We start from the raw sequence: 16054 nt of genomic DNA, 5'->3' as shown, positions 1-16054 counted from the left end.
GAGGTGACCGCCGCTCACATGGGAGCGGCGGTGCTTGCGAGGTAGGCGCTCGAGCGTCAGACGGTATGCAGATACCAGTTGTACTCAAGGTCAGAGATCGAGTTTTCGAACTCGGCCAGCTCGCTTTCCTTGCACGCGACGAACACGTCGATGTACATCGGGTCGATGTAGCGGGCCATGACTTCGCTGTCGTCCAGCTCACGCAGGGCGTCGCGCAGGTTGTTCGGCAGGCTTTGTTCGTTCTGCTCGTAGCTGTTGCCTTCGACCGGGGCGCCCGGCTCGATCTGGTTGGTCAGGCCGTGGTGAATACCGGCCAGCACCGAAGCCATCAGCAGATACGGGTTGGCGTCGGCACCGGCGACACGGTGCTCGATGCGCACGGCGTCTGCCGATCCGGTCGGCACGCGGACGGCCACGGTGCGGTTGTCGATGCCCCAGCTCGGCGAGTTTGGCACGTAGAACTGTGCGCCGAAGCGGCGGTACGAGTTGACGTTCGGGCACAGGAAAGCCATTTGCGCAGGCAGGGTCTCCAGCACACCGCCGATCGCGTGGCGCAGCGCGGCGTTCTGCTCGGGATCCTCGCTGGCGAAGATGTTGTTGCCTTCCTTGTCCAGAATCGAAATGTGCACGTGCAGACCGTTGCCCGCCTGGCCCGGATACGGCTTGGCCATGAAGGTGGTGTCCATTTCGTGGTCGTAGGCGATGTTCTTCACCAGACGCTTGAGCAGGACGGCGTAGTCGCACGCCTTAACAGGATCGGAAACATGGTGCAGGTTGACTTCGAACTGCGCCGGGGCGCTTTCCTTGACGATGGCGTCGGCAGGAATGCCCTGCTCTTTCGCGCCTTCGAGGATGTCTTGCAGGCAGTCGACGTATTCGTCGAGGTCGTCGATCAGATAAACCTGAGTCGACACCGGACGCTTGCCCGAAACCGGCGAACGTGGCGATTGCGGACGGCCGTTCACGTTGTCCTGGTCGATCAGGTAGAACTCGAGTTCGAACGCGGCGCAGATGGTCAGGCCCAGTTCGTCGAATTTGCGCACCACGTTGGCCAGCACTTCACGGGGGTCGGCGAAGAACGGCTCGCCTTCCAGTTCGTGCATGGTCATCAGCAGTTGAGCGGTCGGACGCTTCTGCCAGGGCTCGATGCTCAGGGTGCCCGGGATCGGGTAGCAGATACGGTCAGCGTCGCCGATGTCCAGGCCCAGGCCGGTGCTTTCCACCGTGGAGCCATTGATGTCGAGGGCGAAAAGCGAGGCCGGCAGGTTGATGCCTTTTTCGTACACCTTATGAAGACTGGTGCGCTCGATGCGCTTGCCGCGCACCACACCGTTCATGTCTGCAATCAGAAGGTCGACGTACAAAACCTCAGGATGTTTCTTAAGGAATGCGTTTGCTTCGTTGAGTTGAACGGCACGCAGAGGGACCGACATGATGCACCTATTTAGCTGTTAATTATTATGTTCACTGCTGTTTCGCGGAGCCAGTCAACCCGAACGGCAAAGTGAAGTCAATAGCGAACACATGGCCGTTCAGCGTTTATTTTTCGGGCTTTTTTTAACACTCTCGTGCCAACGCAGGCGCCAGAGCCCCGGTCTTGATGAAGATTTGATGAACGGCGTTTAGAATTTTTTACATGGGAGTTGTTAATTAAAATCAACGAGGCTAAGCTCCGGAAAAGCTCGTTCAAGTGTCAAACTTCGAGGTGAATAAAAATGGCATTCAAGCCATTGATCGGCGTTACTGCGTGCGTCAAACAGATTGGCCTGCACCCCTATCACATCAGCGGCGACAAGTACGTTCGCGCTGTCAGCGTTGCGGCGCTGGGGTTGCCCGTCGTCATTCCTTCCCTTGGCAAACTGACTGAAATCGAAGACCTGCTGGGTCAGCTCGACGGTCTGTTGCTGACCGGCTCGCCGTCCAACGTGGAACCTTTCCACTATCAGGGCCCGGCCAGCACTCCCGGCACGGATCACGATCCGGCGCGGGACGCCACTACCCTTCCTCTATTGCGTGCAGCCATCGCGGCGGGCGTTCCGGTACTCGGCATCTGCCGGGGTTTCCAGGAAATGAACGTGGCGTTCGGCGGCAGCCTGCACCAGAAGGTGCATGAGCTGCCGGGCATGCTCGATCACCGCGAAGCCGACAGCCCGGATGTCGCCGTGCAATACGCCCCGGCCCATGCCGTGTCGGTGTTGCCCGGTGGCGTGTTCGAAGCGCTGGAGCTGCCGGGTGAATTCCAGGTCAACTCGATTCACAGTCAGGGCATCGACCGCCTCGCTCCCGGCCTGCGCGCCGAAGCCGTGGCGCCGGACGGCCTGATCGAGGCGGTCTCGGTGGAGCACAGCCCGACCTTCGCCCTCGGCGTGCAATGGCACCCGGAATGGCAGGTGCTGGACAACCCGAACTACCTGCGGATTTTCCAGGCGTTCGGCGAGGCTTGCCGCCAGCGTGCGGCGCGACGCAACCAGCGCTGACGCCACCCAACGATTGCAAAACCATTTACTGCCCCCGCGGGGTCGGCGGCTGCGCGCTTGCGCATCCGTCATCCGCGATCAGCAACACACCGCGAAAACAAAAAGCACCACCCGGCAGCCAGGACGGCGGCGCCGAACAACCCGCACGGTGCGGGTCTGCAATCCACTCTTAAGCCAGGCCGCGTTGGCCCGGCGACTGAAACCTGTTGGGAGTTTCACATGGCAAACGCCTCCAGCACTTACAGGAAGGCTCTTGAAGGTCATCAGCAACCGAAAAAGGTTCTGGTGAAAGTCGATCGAGTCACCAAGAAGTTCGACGAAACCACCGCTGTGGACGACGTGTCCCTGGAGATCCATCAGGGCGAAATCTTCGCCCTGCTCGGCGGCTCCGGCTCGGGCAAATCGACCCTGCTGCGCATGCTCGCCGGTTTCGAACGGCCGACTGAAGGACGCATTCTGCTCGACGGTGTCGACATCACCGACATGCCGCCATACGAGCGGCCGATCAACATGATGTTCCAGTCCTACGCCCTGTTCCCGCACATGACGGTCGCGCAGAACATCGCCTTCGGCCTCAAGCAGGACCGTTTGCCGGCCAGCGAAATCGACGCCCGCGTCGAAGAGATGCTGCGCCTCGTCCACATGACCCAATACGCCAAGCGCCGCCCGCATCAACTGTCCGGCGGCCAGCGTCAGCGCGTGGCCCTCGCCCGCTCCCTGGCCAAGCGTCCGAAGCTGTTGCTGCTCGACGAACCGATGGGCGCACTGGATAAAAAGCTGCGTTCGCAAATGCAGCTTGAGCTGGTGGAAATCATCGAACGCGTCGGCGTGACCTGCGTGATGGTGACCCACGACCAGGAAGAGGCCATGACCATGGCCGAACGCATCGCGATCATGCACCTGGGCTGGATCGCCCAGATCGGCAGCCCGGTCGACATCTATGAAGCCCCGGTCAGCCGCATGGTCTGCGAATTCATCGGCAACGTGAACGCCTTCGACGGCACGGTGGTCGAGGACCTCGAAGGTCACGCGATCATTCACAGCCCGGACTTGCAGCAAAAGATCTACGTCGGTCATGGCGTCAGCACGTCGGTGCAGGACAAGTCGATCACTTACGCGATCCGCCCGGAAAAAATGCTGGTCAGCACGATCAAGCCGGAGACCCGCTACAACTGGTCCGAAGGCAAGGTGCATGACATCGCCTACCTCGGCGGCCACTCGGTGTTCTACGTCGAATTGCCGAGCGGCAAGATCGTCCAGTCGTTCATGGCCAACGCCGAACGCCGTGGCGCGCGTCCGACCTGGGACGACAAGGTCTACGTCTGGTGGGAAGACGACAGCGGCGTGGTACTGCGCTCATGAGAACCTTCAATCAGCAATTCCTGCGCCTGGTGCCCAGCGGGCGAAAGTTCGTCATCGGCATCCCGTTCATCTGGCTGTTCCTGTTCTTCATGCTGCCGTTCTTTCTGGTGATGAAGATCAGCTTCTCGGAAGCCGCGCTGTCGATCCCGCCGTACTCGGAGATCTACACCTACGCCGAACAGAAATTCCAGCTGTTCCTGAACATCGGCAACTACACCATGCTCGGCGAAGACGAGCTGTACCTGTCGGCCTACCTCGGTTCGCTGAAGGTCGCGGCGCTGAGCACGATGATGTGCCTGGTGATCGGTTTCCCGATGGCTTACGCGATCACCAAGGCCAGCAAGGAAGCGCAAAACGTCCTGCTGCTGTTGATCATGATGCCGACCTGGACCGCGATCCTGATCCGCGTTTACGCGTGGATGGGCATCCTCAGCAACAACGGTCTGCTCAATGCGTTCCTGATGTGGACCGGGCTCACCGATCACCCGATCGAGATCCTCAACACCAACACCGCCGTCTACATTGGGGTCGTGTATGCCTATCTGCCATTCATGGTGCTGCCGCTCTACGCCAACCTGGTGAAGCACGACGGCAGCCTGCTGGAAGCCGCGCAGGATCTGGGTTCGAGCAACTTCAACAACTTCTGGAAAATCACCGTGCCGCTGGCCAAGAACGGCATCATCGCCGGCTGCATGCTGGTGTTCATTCCGGTGGTGGGCGAGTTCGTGATTCCGGAACTGCTGGGTGGCCCGGAGACCCTGATGATCGGGCGCGTGCTGTGGCAAGAGTTCTTCAATAACCGCGACTGGCCGGTGGCGTCCGCCCTGGCGGTGGTGATGCTGTTGATCCTGATTGTGCCGATCCTGCTGTTCAACCGCAGCCAGGCCAAAGAGATGGAGGGACGGGGATGAAACGCTTCGGATTTTCAAAGTTCATGCTGATCTTCGGCCTGATGTTCATCTATCTGCCGATGCTGATTCTGGTGATCTACTCGTTCAACGCCTCGAAACTGGTGACGGTCTGGGGTGGCTGGTCGGTGAAATGGTACGTCGGCCTGCTCGACAACACCCAACTGATGGGCTCGGTGGTGCGTTCGCTGGAAATCGCCTGCTACACCGCTGTCGCAGCAGTGGCGCTGGGCACCCTCGCCGCGTTCGTGCTGACCCGCGTGACGCGCTTCAAGGGTCGTACGCTGTTCGGTGGCCTGGTCACCGCGCCGCTGGTGATGCCTGAGGTGATTACCGGTCTGTCGCTGTTGCTGCTGTTCGTGGCGATGGCGCAACTGATCGGCTGGCCGCAGGAGCGTGGCATCGTCACGATCTGGATCGCCCACACCACGTTTTGTGCCGCTTATGTGGCGGTGGTAGTCTCCGCCCGCTTGCGTGAGCTGGACCTGTCGATCGAAGAAGCGGCGATGGATCTGGGCGCGAAACCGTTCAAGGTGTTTTTCCTGATCACCATCCCGATGATCGCGCCGTCGCTGGCAGCGGGCGGCATGATGTCGTTCGCCCTGTCGCTGGATGACCTGGTGCTGGCGAGCTTCGTGTCGGGGCCGGGTTCGACGACCCTGCCGATGGAAGTGTTCTCGGCCGTGCGTCTGGGCGTGAAGCCCGAGATCAACGCCGTGGCCAGCCTGATTCTGCTGGCGGTGTCGCTGGTGACTTTCCTGGTCTGGTACTTCGGCCGCAAGGCAGAAGCCAACCGCAAGCGGGCGATTCAGGAAGCGATGGATCAGACCGCCAACGAATCGTGGCAGCAACCGCAACCTCAACGAGTGGCAGCGACAGCCTGAGTACCGGGTGGCGCGGGAGCCTCTCCCCCGCCACCGATTCACTGAAATTCCGCTTTGTGTTTTTGAATAAAGCTTTTGAATAAAAAGAATGGAGTTGTACCGATGAAAATGTTTGGCAGGACTCTGCTGACACTGTCCTTATTGGGCGCAATCGCCACGGGCGCCCAGGCCAACGACAAGGTGCTGCGCGTTTACAACTGGTCGGACTACATCGCCCCGGACACCGTCAAGAAGTTCGAGGACGAGACCGGCATCCGCGTGACCTACGATGTGTTCGACAGCAACGAAACCCTCGAGGCGCGTCTGCTCGCGGGCAAGTCCGGCTACGACATCGTGGTGCCGTCCAACAGTTTCCTGGCCAAGCAGATCAAGGCCGGGGTCTATCAGACCCTGGACAAATCGAAGCTGCCGAACTGGAAGAATCTCAACCCGGTGCTGCTGAAAAACGCCTCCGCCAGTGATCCGGGCAACGCCCATGCGTTCCCGTACATGTGGGGCTCGATCGGCATCGGTTTCAACCCGGCCAAGGTCAAGGAAGTGCTCGGCAAGAACGCGCCGACCAACTCCTGGGACCTGCTGTTCAAACCGGAGAACGCCGAGAAGCTCAAGGCTTGCGGCATCAGTTTCCTCGACTCGCCGACCGAAATGATCCCGGCGGCCCTGCACTATCTGGGTTACCCGGTGAACGACAAGGACACCGCGCACATCAAGGAAGCCGAGGCGCTGTTCATGAAGATTCGCCCGAACGTGGCGTACTTCCACTCGTCGAAATACATCTCGGACCTGGCCAACGGCAACATCTGCGTGGCGGTCGGTTACTCCGGTGACGTGCTGCAGGCCAAGGCCCGCGCGGTGGAATCGGGCAACAACGTGGTGATCGACTACAGCATTCCGAAGGAAGGTGCCGGTAGTTTCTACGACATGGTCGCCATCCCCCGCGATGCGGCGAACGTCGAGAACGCGTACCTGTTCATGGACTTTTTGATGCGTCCGGACATCATCGCCGAAATCACCAACAGCAACGGCTACAGCAACGCCAACGCCGCCGCCACGCCACTGGTGGACGAAGCGATCCGCAACGACCCGGGCTCGTACCCGTCGCAGGAAGTGATGGCCACGCTGTACGCGGTGCCGGATCAACCGATTGCCACGCAACGGATCATGACCCGGGGCTGGACTCGCGTAAAACTCGGCAAGTAAACAGGTTACAAATCCAAATGTGGGAGCGGGCTTGCTCGCGAATGCGTCGGGTCAATCGATGCATCTGTGGCTGATACACCGCTTTCGCGAGCAAGCCCGCTCCCACAGTGGATCAGTGGTGCAACAGAAAGAATTCATGTTTTCCGTTCACGCAGCGCCTTACCACCGCTGCACCCTCGCTCTGAACGGCCTCACCTGGCCTCCCTCGGTTCAGGTGAATTCAGGCGCCCTCGGGCGCCTTTTTTTGTGGGCTCAGGTCAGCGGCCAATCCTGAACAATTCGATAACGGCCCTTGTGGGATTCGAACAGCGCAAAGCGTTCGGCCCGCAGGAAGAACTCCGGTGGCGTCGCAGATTCCGGCTCCGGAGCGCGATAGTCCCGGGCCAGCGTCAGGTGTGGACGGTACTCACGCGTCGCCTCTTCAAATCCGAACGGCAGCATCGCCTGCTCCAGTCCGTAAACCAGTCGCAACAAACCCTGCGGTGCCTGCTCCGGCGCCAGCGACAACACCCCGGCGCGCCGCCAGACCTGCAACCGGTCCAGCGAAATTTTCAGCGCCTCACCCGGCGTGCGCACTTTCGCTGCCGCCTCACAGACTTCACCAATCTGCGCCAACGGCACTGCGCCGAGAAACAGCAACGTCAGATGAAAATTGTCCGCCGGCACCGGTTTGCCGGTGCGCAAACCCAGTTCGCTGCGCCACTGGGCAATCGCCTTGCGCTGCGCCGGCGAGCAGTCCAGGGCGAAGAACAGCCGCTTGAACGGTTGATCCCCGCGTGTTTCGTCCGTCATGGCCACGCTCCTTCGTTCGTCGAGATCCCTGGATTCTACACGCCCGTTTCTGGCGACTCTCGGCCTGGGGTTTATAGTTCAACGATTGCCATCAACCGGAGGACGTCATGCGCGAGATCCTCAGTAAAGAACCTTGGTGGGCTCGACCACCGAATCCCGGACAGGATGAGAGCGAACTGGAATGGGGCTGGCTGGTGCACTACAGCGAGGGAGAACCGCGTTTCGAATTCGTGCGCGAGCGGCCGACGGACGAGCAGATTCGCAACCGCAAAGGCTGCCGGATCACCCCGTCGGCGGAGTGATCCGGCTGTTGTGCCTCAAGACTCGAGAATGTTCTTGAAGCCGCCGAAAATCATCCGCATCCCATCGAACGGCATCGGATTGACGTCCGGCTGCATGCGCGGATCCTCCATCATTTTGCCCATGCCAGCGTCGCGGGTGGCCTTGTCCGGCCAGACCAGCCAACCGGCCGACACGGTTTCGCCTTCCTTGAGTTTTACCGCCATCGGAAATGAGGTGACCTTGCCGTCCGGCACGTCATCGCCCCAGCCTTGAACCACCTCCAGGGCGCCGTATTCCTTGAACAACTTCTCGGCGATTTCGCAGTGTTTTTTGTACTGTTCGCGATTGGCATTCGGAACGGGTGCGACAAAAACATCGATGTAAGCCATGGTCGTGCTCCTGCGGGTTTAGGGATCGATCTGCTGAGTAGTCGACTCAGGCGGCCGCCATTCGACAGGTGTGGCGCCCAATCCGACCGACGGTTCCTCTGCTCCCCCGAGATTGCCTTCGACCTGCGCCGCCATGTGCAGCGTGCCGGCCATCACGCCGGTCGTCGGGTTTTGCACCAGTTTCAGCCAGGCCTTGTCGAACGTGTTGCCCAGGCTGCTGCGGATCAGCGCTTCGCTGTCCGGGCGATCATTGGCCTGAAGGATGGCGCGGATGCCCGCCACGCCGACCGAGATCACCCCGCCGACGAGTTTGCCGGCCGCCGCCGCAACCGCGCTGGCCGCGCCCCGGGGTGCCATCTCCGCCTCCATGCGCTGGCTGGCACGCTTGGCCACCGGGGCCATGCCGGCATCCGTCGAGGCGATGCCCTTGGCCCCGCCTTCGGTGTGGATCTTGTCGATCAGCGCGGCATAGGCCGGCAAGGTGTTCAACGGCTCGGTGCTGACGACCTGATACAGCGAGGCATCCCGGGCCGGCGGCGGCCCAAGGGCGATGGCGGGGATTTTCTGCAAATGCCCGTTGAGCTGGGCGACGGGCACGCCATAGCGCTGGGCAATGACCGGCATCTGCTGCGCCATCAGTTGCGCGTAGAACGCGGTGGACTGGGCGAGGATCGCGTCCGGGTCGATCTCCTGAGCCACGGGCACCAGCACCCGCTCCTGATATTGCTCCAGCAAATAGGCAGCCAGACGCTTGGATGAGGCGTCCTGCTCGCCACCGGCGCTGAGGGTGTACCAGCTGACCTTCATCGACAGCCATTCCTGGGTCCAGTAGCTGCTGAACCACGGGATGAATTTTTCTTCAGTTTGCTCGTAGACGCGAATGCGCCAATGTTCCATCGAACCGCGGGCAAAAGCCTTGACCTGTTCGGTGGACTGCCGGGAAGCCACAACGATATCCCGGTCGATCTGTTGCCAGGTGGCCGGCGAAACCACCACCGCCGGCGCGCTCGCCGGGCCCCGCGCCGAACTCGCGCAACCGGCCAGCAACATCAGTGCGGCGACGAGCAGCGCACGCAGGTTCACGGTGGTGGTGTCCTTTGGTGGGTCAGATCTGGAGGTAACGACTTGAGTATAGGTGTGGGTTTCAGCCGTTTGTCCGGTTGTATCGATCCTCGATCCGGGCGCGGGATTTCAGCTTTTGTTCCAACCATCACTGACGTCGATGATCACCATTACGACGATTGCCTTCCGCATCAGACGCGTCCGGCGCAGGATTCACCCATCCGAGACACACACCACGAGGAGTTCACATCATGAGTCATACCGTCACCCTCGCCGTGAGCTTCCCGGTCTTCGGCAACGACTATTACGACCAGCAGCCGGTGTCGCTGAAGACACAGCCGCTGGTGTTCAACGAAGATTTCGAAGATCTGCTGATGCCCGCCGCGAGTAATCATTTCAGCAATGAAGTGGTGGGCCTCAACGATCAATTCCGTTTTCTGAGCGACATACTCGCCACCCATTTGCTGGACATCGAGGCCTCCGTGCCTGCGCGATCCAGCGTCCGGGCGAACGCTCATTTTTAATGCCAAGGGGCGTTCCCGTGAGGGAACGCCCCTTTTTGTTCCTTACTGGTCGTCGTTATCGCCGCGATGATAGCGACGCCCGTCGCGACGGTCGTAGTCGCGATCATCCCAGCGCCGGTCATGATCGTAATAACGGCCGTGGTCGCGGTCGTAATGCCGGCCATGGCGGTAGTCATCATCAAAATCCGCCACACAACCGCCCAACAATACGGCGGCAGAAACAGTCAGCAACAGGCTCGTTGCACGCATCATTCAGAATTTCCCTAAAACCAAGGTCTTGACGACGGAAGTGGTCAGCGCGGTGCGCGCAGCCGCGGTTTCGACCGGGGAAAACACCGATGATTCACTGACGACCCGTGACCGTTGATCGCTTCGTTTGCCTCTGCGTGGCGGCCCTGATGTCCGGGCAAAAATCCGACAAAACCTTTTCCTCTCCCCCGCGGTCACTCCTAGAACAGACCAAGACTGGCAACCACGCCGGCGTGCACGTGCGGGTCATTTGCAACCCGCCGACCTGATCAGAGGAAGCCCAGCCATGAACGATCATCCGCCATCGGGGATGTCCCGACGCCGGTTCCTGATACTCGGCGCCGTGACAGCGACAGCGTTTGCGCTACCGCCCTTCATCAGCCTCAAGGCCTACGCGGCCAGTCTGGAGCAACCGGCCATGAGCAAAGTGACGCTTGAAGTCAACGGCACGCCGCAGGCCCTTGATATCGATACCCGCACCACGCTGCTGGATGCTCTTCGCGAGCACCTGCACCTGACCGGCAGCAAAAAAGGCTGCGACCACGGCCAGTGCGGCGCCTGCACGGTGATCGTCGATGGCCGGCGGATCAATTCGTGTCTGACCCTGGCGGTGATGCAGGACGGCGCCAAGGTCACCACCATCGAAGGCCTCGGCATGCCGGACCACCTGCATCCGATGCAAGCGGCGTTCATCAAGCATGACGGTTATCAGTGCGGCTATTGCACGCCGGGGCAGATCTGCTCGGCGGTGGCGGTGCTCAAGGAAATTCGCGACGGCATTCCCAGTCACGCCAGCCCCAGTCTGACCGAGCCGCCGCAACTGATCGCCAGCGAGTTGCAGGAGCGCATGAGCGGCAACATCTGCCGTTGCGGCGCCTATTCCAACATCATCGAAGCCATCAGCGAAGTCGCGGAGGTCTCGGCATGAGAGCGTTCAATTACAGTCGCGCCGACTCCCCCGCCGCAGCCGCTGCCCAAGCGGCGCAGGTGGCAGGCGCGCGGTTCATCGCCGGGGGCACCAACCTGCTGGATTTGATGAAACTCGACATCGAAACGCCGCCGCACCTGATCGACGTCAATCATCTGGGACTCGACGGGATCGAAGCGACCGACGACGGCGGCTTGCGCATCGGCGCACTGGTGCGCAACACCGATCTGGCCGCCGACCCGCGCGTGCGCAAAGACTACGCCCTGCTCTCCCGTGCCCTGCTGGCCGGAGCCTCGGGGCAGTTGCGCAACATGGCAACCACCGCCGGCAACCTGCTGCAACGCACCCGTTGCCCGTACTTCTACGACACCAATCAGGCCTGCAACAAACGCAATCCCGGCAGTGGTTGCGCAGCGATTGGCGGGGTCACCCGACAGCTGGGGATCATCGGCGTCAGCGACGCGTGCATCGCCACTCACCCGAGCGACATGGCGATTGCCCTGCGGGCGCTGGATGCGCAGATCGAAACCCTCAAACCCGATGGCAGCACCCGACGCATCGCCATGGCCGACTTCCACTCTCTGCCCGGCAGTACGCCGCACATCGAAACCGCGCTTGCGCCCGGCGAATTGATCACCGGCGTTACCCTGCCCGCCCCGGTTGGCGGCACCCACGTCTATCACAAGGTGCGGGATCGTTCGTCCTATGCCTTCGCGCTGGTATCTGTCGGGTTGATTCTGCAAAAGGACGGCAGCGGCCGCATTGCCGTCGGCGGCATCGCGCCGAAACCCTGGCGGGTCGAGGCCGCAGAAGCGCTGCTGCCTCATGGCGCGAAAGCCGTCAGTGCACGCCTGCTCGACGGCGCCACGCCCACCCATGACAACCAGTTCAAGGTAACGCTGGTGGAGCGCACGCTCGCCTCGGTGCTGGCCCAAGCGAGGGACGAAGCATGAAATTCGACACGCCCGCCACCACCAATCCGATTGACCAGTTGAAGGTCATCGGCAAACCCACCGACCGCATCGAAGGCCCGCTGAAAACCAGCGGTCAGGCGCCTTACGCTTACGAACAACACGAAGCGGTAAAAAATCAGGCTTACGGCGTCATGGTCGGTGCGGCCATCGCCAAGGGTCGCATCACCCGCATGGATCTGGACGAGGCCCACGCCGTCCCCGGCGTGCTGGCCATCGTCACCGCCGCCAATGCCGGCAAACTCGGCAAGGGCAAATACAACGCCGCACACCTGCTGGCCGGGCCCGAGGTGCAGCACTATCACCAGGCAGTGGCGCTGGTGGTCGCAGAAACCTTCGAACAGGCACGGGCCGCCGCGCAGCTTGTGCATGTCGAGTACGCGACGGATAAAGGCCAGTTCGATCTGGCCGCCGTACGCGATCAGGGCAAGGAGCCGAAGGAAGAACTGCCGGACGTCAAACACGGCGATTTCGCCACCGCGTTTGCCGCCGCCCCGGTGCAGTTCGACCAGACCTACAGCACCCCGGACCAGTCCCACGCAATGATGGAACCCCACGCAACACTCGCCGCGTGGCAAGGCGATCAACTGACCCTGTGGACCTCGAACCAGATGATCGCCTGGAGTGCCGGCGACATCGCCAGCACCCTCGGCCTGCCCAAAGAAAAAGTGCGGTTGATTTCGCCCTACATCGGCGGCGGTTTCGGCGGCAAGCTGTTCATCCGCGCCGATTCGATCCTCGCCGCCCTCGGCGCGCGCCTGGCCAACCGCCCGGTGAAAGTCGCCCTCGCCCGCCCGCAAATCGCCAACAACACCACCCACCGCCCCGCCACCATCCAGCGCATCCGCATGGGCGCCACGGCGGACGGCAAACTCACCGCCATCGCCCACGAAGGCTGGTCGGGCAACCTGGCCGAGGGCAAGGTCGAAGTCGCCGCGCAGCCCAGCCAGTTGCTTTATGCCGGGGAAAACCGCCTGGTGAGCATGCGCCTCGCACCGCTGGATCTTCCCGAAGGCAACGCCATGCGCGCCCCCGGCGAAACCCCTGGGTTGATGGTGCTGGAAATCGCCATGGACGAGATGGCGGAAAAGCTCAAACTCGACCCGATCCAGTTCCGTATCCTCAACGACACCCAGGTCGATCCGGTAAAAACCGAGCGACCATTCTCCCAGCGACGCCTGATCGAATGCCTGCAAACCGGCGCCGAACACTTCGGCTGGGACAAGCGCAATGCAACGCCCGGCACCCGTCGCGAAGGTCGCTGGCTGATCGGCATGGGCGTGGCGGCGGCGATTCGCAACAACCTGCTGGTGAAATCCGGCGCACGGGTGCGGCTGGAGCGTGACGGCAAGATCACCGTGGAAACCGACATGACCGATATCGGCACCGGCAGCTACACGATCATCGCGCAGACCGCCGCCGAGATGATGGGCGTGGGCCTGGAGGATGTGGTGGTGCATCTGGGGGATTCGAGTTTTCCGGTGTCGTCCGGCTCCGGTGGCCAGTTCGGCGCCAATTGCTCGACCGCAGGGGTCTATGCGGCGTGCATGAAACTGCGCGAAGCGGTGACGGCAAAACTGGGCATGACCGAGGGTGACGCAGTGTTCGCCGATGGCCAGGTGCAGCTCGGCAACAAACACGTGCCGTTGCGCAACGCCGCGCAAAACGGGGCGGTTGAAGCCGAGGACAGCATCGAATTCGCCAACCTCGCCAAGCAATATCAGCAATCGACCTTCGGCGCGCATTTCGTTGAAGTGGCGGTCGATGCCGCCACCGGCGAAGTCCGTGTGCGACGCATGCTCGCGGTCTGCGCTGCGGGGCGGATTCTCAACCCGAAATCCGCCCGCAGCCAGGTGATCGGCGCGATGACCATGGGCGTCGGCGCGGCGCTGATGGAAGAGCTGTCGGTGGACAAGCGCCTGGGCTTTTTCGTCAATCATGACCTGGCCGGCTACGAAGTGCCGGTACACGCCGACATCCCGCACCAGGAGGTGATCTTCCTCGATGAAACCGACCCGATCTCTTCGCCGATGAAGGCCAAGGGCGTGGGCGAACTGGGCATCTGCGGGGTCAGCGCGGCGGTGGCGAATGCGATCTACAACGCCACTGGTGCGCGGGTGCGGGAGTATCCGATTACCCTGGACAAGATTCTCGATTCGCTGCCGCCGATGATCTGAATTCACTCGCGCACTAGCATGGGGGGCTAGTGCACTATCAGATTCACCAGAGGGCTTTGGTGTAGGTGATCAGGATCCGCGTCTCGTCGGCATCGCGGCTGAACGACGAGCGATAAGTCGCATTGCGCACCCGCAAGGCAACATCCTTGAACGTGCCGCTTTGAATCACATATTTCAACTCGGTGTTGCGCTCCCATTCCTGCCCGGTCTTGCCCGCGACCTGAGCGTGATCGGCATCAATGTAGCGGCTCATGAAGGTCAGGCCGGGAATGCCCAGGCGCTCGAAATCGAAGTCATATCGCACCTGCCAGGAGCGTTCTTTGGCTTCGGCGAAATCGCCGATCTGTGCGTAGTTAACCAAATAGGCATCGCTGCCTTCGACATAGGGAAATGCACTTTCACCGAACATCGCCTGATAACCGACACTGACTTTATGCCCACCGGCGGCATAGCCGACCATGCCGTTCAGTGACTGGTTATGAATCTTCCCGGCCTTGGCCGCGCCCTGGCTTTCGCTGGAGAAAAACCGCAGATCGCTGCTTACCGTTCCACCGGCCATCGGTCGTGTATCGGTAAGGCCGATGAAGTGCTGATCGTAGACATCGCTCAACGATGCATAGTGATAACTGACCTTGAGGTGCTCGTTCACCTGGCGATCCACCCCGACCAGATTCAGGTGGTCGCCCTGGGCATTGGTCACGAAGCGGTTGTTCTTGTTGTTCAGGGCAATCGGTTCATAGCTCGTATCGTTGCGTCCCTTGACCCGATCAAGCTGCCCCGCCGTCAGCACCACACCGGGTAAATCCTGCGACGTCACCAGGGCGCCGCGAAAGGTTTGCGGCAGAATCATGCCGTCCTGCGGGCGCAGTGTCGGCAGCACGGGAAACAACGAACCTGCCTTCAATTCGGTTTTTGAAAACTTCACCTTCGCCGTCACCCCAAGCTTGCCGTACTCGCTGGCCGCTCGACCGTCACTGCGCACCGGCAGCAAACCGCTGCCGGCACGATCCGGGCTGGAATCCAGACGCACGCCGACCATGCCCAGCAGATCGACACCGAAACCCACGACGCCCGGGGTAAAACCGGACTCGAACCTGAACATCAGGCCCTGGGCCCATTCCTCGCGCTTCGACTGAAGAGTCGACGGCCCGTCACGAAAGTCACGGTTGAAGTAGACGTTGCGGGTTTCGAACGAGGCGTGGGAGTCCGCCAGAAAATCCGCCCGGGCTCCATGGCTCAAACTTGCCAGCAGCAGCGTACCGGCCAGGGTCGACAGTCCATTGCGCATCCCCGAATGAATGAATGCAGTCACGGCGACACCTATGAAATGAGTGGCGAAAGGATCTGAAGAAGCAGGTCAAAAAGCCCTGGCGAGCATCGCGATCAGCCGTTCACCGAACAGCGTCAGCGCCACGCCCAGCAGTACCACCACGGCGCCAGCGATCTTGATCGACGCCGCCGGCCGTACCACTGCGCCGAGCCAGCCGAAGTGATCGATGGCCACCGACGACAGCAGTTGCCCGGCAATCACCAGCACCAGCAGGTTCGCCAGGCCGATGCGCGGCGCCAGCCACACGGTGCAGAAAATCGCCCCGGCGCCAAGCACGCCACCGACCAGACGCCAGCCCGGTTGCGCCGGAATCACACTCAACGCATCGCCCAGTCCGCCGCGCATCCACGCCAGTGCACCTAGCACCAGCATGCCGCTGAGAAACGAGTAGAACGCCGCCGCCAAGGTGTTGCCGGTCATGGCCCCGGCCAACTGACTGTTCACCGCCGCTTGCACGGCAATCGCCACACCGGCCAACAAGGCCAGGGCAAAGGAAATCAGGATCATGACCGTGCACCT

At 61.5% G+C, this 16054-nt stretch carries 17 protein-coding genes; 10 read left to right on the top strand and 7 right to left on the bottom strand.

The window, feature by feature from the left end; all coding sequences use genetic code 11:
* Window positions 1-56: 56 nt before the first annotated feature.
* Window positions 57-1433: a glutamine synthetase family protein gene (locus CAG02_RS28640; protein ID WP_085708652.1), complete on the bottom strand. Its 1377-nt coding sequence runs from the start codon at window positions 1431-1433 to the stop codon at window positions 57-59.
* Window positions 1434-1715: 282 nt separating this feature from the next.
* Here CAG02_RS28640 and CAG02_RS28635 point away from each other — a divergent pair, with 282 nt between their 5' ends.
* The 5 genes from CAG02_RS28635 to CAG02_RS28615 all read left to right on the top strand — a co-directional run bounded on the left by CAG02_RS28635 (window position 1716) and on the right by CAG02_RS28615 (window position 6831).
* Window positions 1716-2477, top strand: coding sequence for a gamma-glutamyl-gamma-aminobutyrate hydrolase family protein (locus tag CAG02_RS28635; protein WP_085708653.1), 762 nt, complete (start codon window positions 1716-1718; stop codon window positions 2475-2477).
* 219 nt (window positions 2478-2696) lie between these two features.
* Window positions 2697-3839, top strand: coding sequence for a polyamine ABC transporter ATP-binding protein (gene potA / locus CAG02_RS28630; protein WP_007957110.1), 1143 nt, complete (start codon window positions 2697-2699; stop codon window positions 3837-3839).
* Between the two features lie 29 nt (window positions 3840-3868).
* Window positions 3869-4750: an ABC transporter permease subunit gene (locus CAG02_RS28625; protein ID WP_371321054.1), complete on the top strand. Its 882-nt coding sequence runs from the start codon at window positions 3869-3871 to the stop codon at window positions 4748-4750.
* A complete protein-coding gene (locus tag CAG02_RS28620) occupies window positions 4747-5631 on the top strand; it encodes an ABC transporter permease subunit (protein ID WP_085708655.1) in 885 nt (294 codons plus the stop codon). The genes CAG02_RS28625 and CAG02_RS28620 overlap by 4 nt, the downstream gene beginning before the upstream one ends.
* Before the next feature lie 102 nt (window positions 5632-5733).
* On the top strand, window positions 5734-6831 hold the full coding sequence (locus CAG02_RS28615; RefSeq protein WP_085708656.1) for a polyamine ABC transporter substrate-binding protein: 1098 nt from the start codon (window positions 5734-5736) through the stop codon (window positions 6829-6831).
* A gap of 252 nt (window positions 6832-7083) precedes the next feature.
* On the opposite strand, the gene thpR is transcribed toward CAG02_RS28615, so the two are convergent.
* Window positions 7084-7623 (bottom strand): RNA 2',3'-cyclic phosphodiesterase, encoded by a 540-nt coding sequence (gene thpR / locus CAG02_RS28610; RefSeq protein WP_085708657.1) that lies wholly within the window; start codon window positions 7621-7623, stop codon window positions 7084-7086.
* A 107-nt stretch (window positions 7624-7730) separates the two neighbouring features.
* Between thpR and CAG02_RS28605 the strand changes: the two genes are divergently transcribed.
* Complete coding sequence (locus CAG02_RS28605) at window positions 7731-7925, top strand: hypothetical protein (protein WP_007957125.1); 195 nt, start codon at window positions 7731-7733, stop codon at window positions 7923-7925.
* Window positions 7926-7940: 15 nt separating this feature from the next.
* On the opposite strand, the gene CAG02_RS28600 is transcribed toward CAG02_RS28605, so the two are convergent.
* Both CAG02_RS28600 and CAG02_RS28595 read right to left on the bottom strand, forming a co-directional pair.
* Window positions 7941-8294 (bottom strand): DUF1428 domain-containing protein, encoded by a 354-nt coding sequence (locus CAG02_RS28600; RefSeq protein ID WP_085708658.1) that lies wholly within the window; start codon window positions 8292-8294, stop codon window positions 7941-7943.
* An 18-nt stretch (window positions 8295-8312) separates the two neighbouring features.
* Entirely contained in the window at window positions 8313-9377 is a 1065-nt protein-coding gene (locus CAG02_RS28595; RefSeq protein WP_085708659.1) for a hypothetical protein, read from the bottom strand.
* Between the two features lie 230 nt (window positions 9378-9607).
* Here CAG02_RS28595 and CAG02_RS28590 point away from each other — a divergent pair, with 230 nt between their 5' ends.
* The gene (locus CAG02_RS28590; protein ID WP_085708660.1) at window positions 9608-9880 is read left to right on the top strand and encodes a hypothetical protein; all 273 of its coding nucleotides are present in this window, start codon (window positions 9608-9610) and stop codon (window positions 9878-9880) included.
* A 42-nt stretch (window positions 9881-9922) separates the two neighbouring features.
* On the opposite strand, the gene CAG02_RS28585 is transcribed toward CAG02_RS28590, so the two are convergent.
* The gene (locus CAG02_RS28585; protein ID WP_085708661.1) at window positions 9923-10132 is read right to left on the bottom strand and encodes a hypothetical protein; all 210 of its coding nucleotides are present in this window, start codon (window positions 10130-10132) and stop codon (window positions 9923-9925) included.
* Window positions 10133-10415: 283 nt separating this feature from the next.
* Here CAG02_RS28585 and paoA point away from each other — a divergent pair, with 283 nt between their 5' ends.
* From paoA to paoC, 3 genes are read left to right on the top strand one after another with little or no spacing between them, the layout of a single operon-like run.
* Window positions 10416-11057, top strand: coding sequence for an aldehyde dehydrogenase iron-sulfur subunit PaoA (gene paoA / locus CAG02_RS28580; RefSeq protein WP_085708662.1), 642 nt, complete (start codon window positions 10416-10418; stop codon window positions 11055-11057).
* Window positions 11054-12010: a xanthine dehydrogenase family protein subunit M gene (locus CAG02_RS28575; RefSeq protein ID WP_085708663.1), complete on the top strand. Its 957-nt coding sequence runs from the start codon at window positions 11054-11056 to the stop codon at window positions 12008-12010. The genes paoA and CAG02_RS28575 overlap by 4 nt, the downstream gene beginning before the upstream one ends.
* Window positions 12007-14205: an aldehyde oxidoreductase molybdenum-binding subunit PaoC gene (gene paoC / locus CAG02_RS28570; RefSeq protein WP_085708664.1), complete on the top strand. Its 2199-nt coding sequence runs from the start codon at window positions 12007-12009 to the stop codon at window positions 14203-14205. The genes CAG02_RS28575 and paoC overlap by 4 nt, the downstream gene beginning before the upstream one ends.
* A 43-nt stretch (window positions 14206-14248) precedes the next feature.
* On the opposite strand, the gene CAG02_RS28565 is transcribed toward paoC, so the two are convergent.
* Together CAG02_RS28565 and CAG02_RS28560 are read right to left on the bottom strand one after the other, a co-directional pair.
* Window positions 14249-15493, bottom strand: coding sequence for an OprD family porin (locus CAG02_RS28565; protein WP_085708665.1), 1245 nt, complete (start codon window positions 15491-15493; stop codon window positions 14249-14251).
* 69 nt (window positions 15494-15562) lie between these two features.
* The gene (locus tag CAG02_RS28560) at window positions 15563-16042 is read right to left on the bottom strand and encodes a DMT family transporter (protein WP_085708666.1); all 480 of its coding nucleotides are present in this window, start codon (window positions 16040-16042) and stop codon (window positions 15563-15565) included.
* Window positions 16043-16054: the final 12 nt, after the last annotated feature.

This window comes from Pseudomonas sp. R43(2017) (genome assembly GCF_002112345.1).
In the GTDB taxonomy this organism is placed as follows: domain Bacteria; phylum Pseudomonadota; class Gammaproteobacteria; order Pseudomonadales; family Pseudomonadaceae; genus Aquipseudomonas; species Aquipseudomonas kribbensis.
The sequence above is the reverse complement of the archived record's forward strand: the minus strand, read 5'-3'. Positions and strand labels throughout refer to the sequence as shown.

Bases quoted from the DNA above. Each gene is read 5' to 3' on its own strand.
- CAG02_RS28565 (WP_085708665.1), bottom strand. From the start codon at position 15,493: ATGCGCAATGGACTGTCGACCCTGGCCGGTACGCTGCTGCTGGCAAGT.
- CAG02_RS28575 (WP_085708663.1), top strand. From the start codon at position 11,054: ATGAGAGCGTTCAATTACAGTCGCGCCGACTCCCCCGCCGCAGCCGCT.
- CAG02_RS28640 (WP_085708652.1), bottom strand. From the start codon at position 1,433: ATGTCGGTCCCTCTGCGTGCCGTTCAACTCAACGAAGCAAACGCATTC.
- paoA (WP_085708662.1), top strand. From the start codon at position 10,416: ATGAACGATCATCCGCCATCGGGGATGTCCCGACGCCGGTTCCTGATA.
- CAG02_RS28590 (WP_085708660.1), top strand. From the start codon at position 9,608: ATGAGTCATACCGTCACCCTCGCCGTGAGCTTCCCGGTCTTCGGCAAC.
- paoC (WP_085708664.1), top strand. From the start codon at position 12,007: ATGAAATTCGACACGCCCGCCACCACCAATCCGATTGACCAGTTGAAG.
- CAG02_RS28585 (WP_085708661.1), bottom strand. From the start codon at position 10,132: ATGATGCGTGCAACGAGCCTGTTGCTGACTGTTTCTGCCGCCGTATTG.
- CAG02_RS28560 (WP_085708666.1), bottom strand. From the start codon at position 16,042: ATGATCCTGATTTCCTTTGCCCTGGCCTTGTTGGCCGGTGTGGCGATT.
- potA (WP_007957110.1), top strand. From the start codon at position 2,697: ATGGCAAACGCCTCCAGCACTTACAGGAAGGCTCTTGAAGGTCATCAG.
- thpR (WP_085708657.1), bottom strand. From the start codon at position 7,623: ATGACGGACGAAACACGCGGGGATCAACCGTTCAAGCGGCTGTTCTTC.
- CAG02_RS28605 (WP_007957125.1), top strand. From the start codon at position 7,731: ATGCGCGAGATCCTCAGTAAAGAACCTTGGTGGGCTCGACCACCGAAT.
- CAG02_RS28635 (WP_085708653.1), top strand. From the start codon at position 1,716: ATGGCATTCAAGCCATTGATCGGCGTTACTGCGTGCGTCAAACAGATT.
- CAG02_RS28620 (WP_085708655.1), top strand. From the start codon at position 4,747: ATGAAACGCTTCGGATTTTCAAAGTTCATGCTGATCTTCGGCCTGATG.
- CAG02_RS28600 (WP_085708658.1), bottom strand. From the start codon at position 8,294: ATGGCTTACATCGATGTTTTTGTCGCACCCGTTCCGAATGCCAATCGC.
- CAG02_RS28615 (WP_085708656.1), top strand. From the start codon at position 5,734: ATGAAAATGTTTGGCAGGACTCTGCTGACACTGTCCTTATTGGGCGCA.